Origin of the sequence: Hydrogenophaga sp., from assembly GCF_051007235.1 — a bacterium.
GTDB lineage: Bacteria > Pseudomonadota > Gammaproteobacteria > Burkholderiales > Burkholderiaceae_C > Hydrogenophaga.
The window spans coordinates 1-4,960 of record NZ_JBPCSJ010000274.1 but is presented as its reverse complement, the minus strand read 5'-3'; the positions used below and the strand labels follow the sequence as shown (position 1 = coordinate 4,960).

The following is a 4,960-nucleotide window of genomic DNA, read 5'->3' as shown; positions in this document are numbered from 1 at the left end:
GCGTTGGCGATGCCCGAAACCACCACCGGGCTGGCCGAATCGGTCTGGCTGCCGTTGCCCAGCTGCCCGTCGTTGTTGTCGCCCCAGCAGCGCACGCCACCAGCGCTCAGAACGGCGCAGTGGTGGCCGTAGCCCGAGGACAGCGCGGTGGCGCCGCTCAGGCCCGCCACCGGCGCCGGCACCAGCTGTTCGATGCCGGTGTTGCTGTTGCCCCAGCAGCTGACGCTGCCGTCCTGCAGCAGCGCGCAGGTGTTGAAGCCACCCGCCGAGACCGCCAGCGCCGTGCTCAGGCCCGAGACCGCCACCGGCGTCGCAGAGCCCTCCCTGCGGCCATGGCCCAGCTGGCCGTATTCACCGTTGCCCCAGCAACTGACCGTGCCATCGGCGTGCAGCGCACAGGCGTGGCTGTCGCCAGCGGAGACCGCGGTCACACGGGCCAGACCAGCGATCTGCAAGGGCACACCGGAGGACATCAGCCCGGTGTAGGTGTAGGGCTCGGTGCTGGTGTCCACGGTGATCGGACTGCCCAGCTGCTGGTGGACGTTGTTGCCCCAGCACCAGACCCCGTCCGACCGCACCGCGCAGCTGTGGCGGCTGCCAGCGTCCAGGGCACTGGCCGGGGTCAGCACGCTCAGCGCACCGCCGCCCGTCACCACCACGGCGCGCTGCGCCTGGCTGACCTGGCCCAGCGCATCGGTCACGCGCAGGCTGACCACGTAGCTGCCGGTGGCGGCGTAGCTGTGGCTGGTGATGGCCCCGGTGGCGGTGGCACCGTCGCCGAAGCTCCAGGCGTGGCCGGTGATGGTGGCATCGCCCGGCATGGAGGCGCTGGCATCGAAGCTGCGGCCCAAACCGTCACCGCGGACCTGCAGGTCCGCCTGGGCGGCCAGCGGCAGTGCCAGGCAGGCCGGCGGTGCTGGCGGCGTGCTGCCCACCACCAGCGTCGTGGACGTCTCCACCAGGGTGGCGTCGGGCGCCGTCAGACGCAGGGTCAGGGTGCTGTTCAGCGGCACGCGCTCGAAAGTGACAGAGGATGCGGCGCTCCTCACCGTGATGGGTTCACCCAGCGGCACCCCGTCACGGAACAGGCCGACCTGCGCCGTGGTCTGCCGGTACCGGTCCCAGCCCTGCACGCAGACCGGCAGCTCGAAGCGCGCGTCGCTGACGGTGAGGTCGGGGAACACCGCGTTGGCGGCGCTCACGGTGGTGGTCACCGTGGTCGGCGGTGTGCCGCGGTCCACACCCGACACCAGCCGGGCCTGCAGCGCGCCCACGTTGGCATGGACCGGCAGCGTGTAGCCGCCGTCGCTGCCGATGGACACGGTGCGCGGGCGCAGCAGCGGGCCGCTGATCTGCACCCGGTGGTCGTCCAGGCGACCACTGGTCACCGTGACACGGCCCGACACGTTGACCAACGGCGGTTCGGCCAGGCAACGCGGTAGGGCTGTGATGCTGCCCGGTGCGCCGGTGTCCAGCGTCACCGCATCCAGCAACTGCCCGTCCGCGTTGACCAGCAACACGTCGACACGCGAGCTGGCGCGTGCCACCAGGCGGCCACCCTCGATGAGCGCGGTTTCCCCGTTGTAGTCCACCCCGCGCGAAACCACCCGCAACCCGGCGGGCACCACACAGCTGGCGCCGCCCTGAACCGCGTTGACGTTCACACCGGCACGCTCGATCACCCGGTCGGCGTTCCAGGTGCTGAAGTGGCTCACCGTGCCTTCGTAGTACTCAGCCCCTGTGGCCGGATCGGTCTGCAGCGTGGCCATGCCCTCCTGCGTCCAGCGGCCGGTGGTTTCGTTCAGGTGGTACAGCGGGAAGGTGGCGGGCAAGGGACCGGTGGCACCAGCCGCCGGTGTGGCGGGGATGCGGATGGTCGCGGTCTGGCCGCTGGCCAGGTTCAGCGGGGCGCCGCTGGCGTCGGTGAACTCGATGCTCAGCGCGCCCAGCGATTCGATGGGCACACCGTTGGCCGCGTCGACCACCAGGCCCGGCATCTGGCCGATGTCGGCGCTGGGGTCGATGGGGGTGAGCGCCACGCTGGCGCTGCCGCTGATGGCCTGGCCGTCCTCGCGCACCAGGCTGGCCGCCGCCAGTTCCACGCGCGCAGGCGAACCCGGCACGCGCAACACAGCGGGTTGCGTGGGGTCGAAGGTCTGGCTGCTGGCCACCGGCAGCAGCAGCACGCGGTCGGCCACGGTGGCGTTGTCGCTGGCCGCAGCCGCGGCTCGGAAGCTGCTGGCGTAGCCGGTCTTCTGCACTTTCAGCACGGCGGGTGTGGCGGCGTCCAGCGTGAGCGCGAAGCGGCCGTCGGCCCCGGTGCTGGTGGTGGCATCGGTGCCCCCGGCGGTGCTGGCGGACACCACCGTCACCGTCGCGCCGGCCAGCGGCAGGCCCTGGTCGTCCACCACCTGGCCGGCGGCCTGCACGGTGGCGGACGCACCGTCATCGGTGGTGCCGGAACCTCCGCCGCAGGCGACCAGGGCCAGTGACAGCAGGCCGGAAAAAAGGAGGTGCAAGCGCATGGTGATCGCCCCAGGGGCGCGACACCGGCAGCCGTTGCCGGTCGGTCATCGCCGTCCGGTGACTGTAGGAATGGGCGACCCGTGCGGCAATTCGCCCGGCGGCGTAGACCTGCGCGGATCGCCTACGCACTTGGGCGTAGGCGGGTGCCCCGGCGCCTGGAATCAGCCCGGCGTCCGGGCCTGCACGCGCACCGCGTAAGCCGCCATTTCAGCGCTGTTGCGGATGCCCAGCTTGCGGCGGATGTTCTCGCGGTGCTTGCGCGCCGTCGCCTCGCTGATGTCCAGCCGCTGGCTGATTTCCTTGCTGGTCATGCCCTGCCCCACCAGCTGCAGGATGGTGGTTTCGCTGGCGGTCAGCGACACCTCGGGCACGGTCCCCGCTTCGGGCACAAACACCTGCGCGATGGCACCGCTGATGTAGCGCCGCCCCTGAGCCACACGGCGGATGGCCAGCAGCAGCTCGTCGCTGTCCTCGTTCTTGGGCAGGTAACCCGCCGCGCCCAGCGCCAGCGCCGCGCGGACCGACTGCACGTCCATGCGCGCCGTGACCACCAGCACCCGCACCGTCGATTTCGCCCGCCGCAGAGACTCCATCACACCCAGGCCGTCCAGCAACGGCAGGCCCAGGTCGAGCAGCAGCACGTCGGGCTGCAGGGCCAGCGCCAGGTCGCGCGCCTGTTCGCCGTTGCGGGCCACGCCCGCGCAGTGCAGGTCGGGCTGGGTCCCCAGCAGCAGTTGCAGGGCATCGACCAGCAGGGCGTGGTCCTCGGCGATCAAAACCTGGATGGGTGGCATAGTGGCAAATTATGGCCACGCTGGATCAGTACGAAGAACGCACCGTCGCACACTACTTCGCGCACGAGGTGCATTTCCCGTACGTCAGCGTCACGCTGCTGTCGCTGGTGGCCGCCTGGCTGATGTGGGACAAGGTCCCGACCGCGCACATCGTCGCCTGGCTGGCGCTGGGCACCGCCGCCAATCTGGCGCGCGAAGTGTTCGTGCGCCGCATGCGCCCGCGACTGGCCCAGGGCCAAGGGCACCAGCGCCTGATCCGGGGCTTCACCCTGTCGGCCTTGCTCAACGGCCTCACCTGGGGAGCGTTTGCCTGGCTGTACTTCGACGCGCAGGACCCACTGACCCTGCTGCTGGTGGGCGCCTACCTGTCGGGCCATGTGGGCGGCGCGGTCACGCCGCTGTCCATCCACCTGCCCGCGTTCTACGCCTTTCTGCTGCCCACCCTGCTGCCCTATGTGGGCCTGCTGGCAACCGCGGGCACGCCCCTGCACGCGGTGCTGGCGGGGTTGACGCTGGTGTTCCTGCTGTCCATGGCCGGCTACGCGCGCCTGACCCACCGCCTGCACCACGACGGCATCCGCCTGCGCTGGGAGAACCAGCGCCTGATCCGCGACCTGGAGCTGCGCAAGGCCGAAGCCGAGGAGGCCTCGCGCACCAAGAGCCTGTTCCTGGCGGGTGTCAGCCACGACCTCAAGCAGCCGGTGCGCGCGATCTCGCTGTACGGCGCGGTGCTGCGCCACCAGGCCGGCCCTGGTTCGGTCGTGGCCGAGACGGCAGCCAAGATCGAAGCCGCCGCGGGCGAGGTGCACACCCAGATCCACCGCCTGCTCGAACTCTCGCGTCTCGAATCGGGCACCCTGGACCTCAAGCCCGAGGCCGTGGACCTGCAGGCCCTCTTTGCGCGGCTGGGCGCCCTGTTCGGTGAACAGGCGCGGGCCAAGGGCTTGCGCCTGCACCTGGCCACGCCGCGCGCGGGCCTGCGGGTGTGGGCAGATCCGGCGCTGCTGCTGTCCGTGCTGCAGAACTTCATCAGCAACGCCCTCCAGAACACCGGCAGCGGCACCGTGTATGCGGGCATCCGCCACCGCCCCCGCACCTGGCCGGAACAGCCGCTGTGCATCGAGGTGCGCGACAGCGGCAGTGGCATCCCGGCCGAGCGGCTGCCCCTGCTGTTCGACGCCTACCGCAGCTTCGACGACCGCAGCGCCAGCGAGAGCCACGGCCTGGGCCTGGCCATCGCGAAGGCGCAGGCCACCTACCTGGGCTGCGACATCGCGGTGAACTCCGCGCCCGGCCGCGGGTCCACTTTCACGCTGTGCGGCCTGCGCACCGCAGCCCCGAGCATCGATACCCCTTCCGCCACCCCACCGGTGAACCCATGACCCCACAACCGTCCAAGCTCCAGAGCTTCCGCCTCTTCACCCGCAAGGTCGCCGCCCTGTCGCTGCCCTATTTCCAGTCCGAAGAATAATGGAAGGCGCTCGGCCTGCTGGCAACCGCGGGCACGCCCCTGCACGCGGTGCTGGCGGGGTTGACGCTGGTGTTCCTGCTGGCCATGGCCGGCTACGCGCGCCTGACCCACCGCCTGCACCACGACGGCATCCGCCTGCGCTGGGAGAACCAGCGCCTGATCCGCGACC

Annotated in this window: 3 protein-coding genes; 1 reads left to right on the top strand and 2 read right to left on the bottom strand. The window is 71.0% G+C overall.

Annotated elements, in window-relative coordinates:
* Both ACR2JA_RS09800 and ACR2JA_RS09795 read right to left on the bottom strand, forming a co-directional pair.
* The coding region (locus ACR2JA_RS09800) for a PKD domain-containing protein (RefSeq protein ID WP_434008899.1) at positions 1-2,525 on the bottom strand (2,525 nt) is incomplete at its 3' end.
* A 162-nt stretch (positions 2,526-2,687) separates the two neighbouring features.
* Entirely contained in the window at positions 2,688-3,320 is a 633-nt protein-coding gene (locus ACR2JA_RS09795) for a response regulator (protein WP_434008898.1), read from the bottom strand.
* A gap of 11 nt (positions 3,321-3,331) precedes the next feature.
* Between ACR2JA_RS09795 and ACR2JA_RS09790 the strand changes: the two genes are divergently transcribed.
* Entirely contained in the window at positions 3,332-4,702 is a 1,371-nt protein-coding gene (locus ACR2JA_RS09790; protein ID WP_434008897.1) for a sensor histidine kinase, read from the top strand.
* Positions 4,703-4,960: the final 258 nt, after the last annotated feature.

Coding starts and splice junctions, on each gene's coding strand:
- ACR2JA_RS09795 (WP_434008898.1), bottom strand. CDS start 3,320: ATGCCACCCATCCAGGTTTTGATCGCCGAGGACCACGCCCTGCTGGTC.
- ACR2JA_RS09790 (WP_434008897.1), top strand. CDS start 3,332: ATGGCCACGCTGGATCAGTACGAAGAACGCACCGTCGCACACTACTTC.